At 69.6% G+C, this 562-nt stretch carries 1 protein-coding gene; it reads right to left on the bottom strand.

From position 1 onward, the window contains the following. Positions 1–45: 45 nt before the first annotated feature. Positions 46–381 (bottom strand): MerR family transcriptional regulator, encoded by a 336-nt coding sequence (locus tag ON29_RS29835; protein ID WP_040871445.1) that lies wholly within the window; start codon positions 379–381, stop codon positions 46–48. Between the last annotated feature and the right edge of the window lie 181 nt (positions 382–562).

The raw sequence follows: 562 nt of genomic DNA, 5'->3' as shown, positions 1-562 counted from the left end.
ACGGTGTGGACCGAACTCGGCGCCCGGTGTGGCGGCTGGTGAGGTTCAGCTGTCGGGGTCCGGTGCGGGTGGGTCTTGGCGGGAGAGCTCGGCGTTGAGTTCGAGGGCTTCGGCGAGCTGGTCCTCCAGGACGATGATCCGGCACGCCGCCTCCAGCGGTGTGCCCGCATCGACCAGCGCGCGAGCGCGGGCGGCGATACGCAGTTGGTAGCGGGAGTAGCGACGGTGCCCACCTTCGGAACGCTGGGGTGTCAGCAGTTCGGCGGCGTCGAGGCCGCGCAGGAAGGCAGGGGTGACGCCGAGGATCTCCGCGGCTCTGCCCATGCTGTAGGCGGGGTAGTCCTCGTCATCGAGCCTCTCGGCGGCACCGGAAGCGTCGATGGGGTCTTTGGGGTCGGTGGGGTTTGTGTTCGGTTGCTGCACAACACCTCTGGATTCAGACGACGACAGGCCCCGGCGCGTCGTGCGCCGGGGCCCGGGATATCGAGGGGGTTTTCACGTCAATTCCGTCGGTCGGCGGTAGGGCCGACCTCGGGCATCGCGCCCGGCGACAGGCCGGGAC

The organism is Nocardia exalbida NBRC 100660 (assembly GCF_000308575.1).
In the GTDB taxonomy this organism is placed as follows: Bacteria; Actinomycetota; Actinomycetes; order Mycobacteriales; family Mycobacteriaceae; genus Nocardia; species Nocardia exalbida.
The sequence above is the reverse complement of the archived record's forward strand: the minus strand, read 5'-3'. Positions and strand labels throughout refer to the sequence as shown.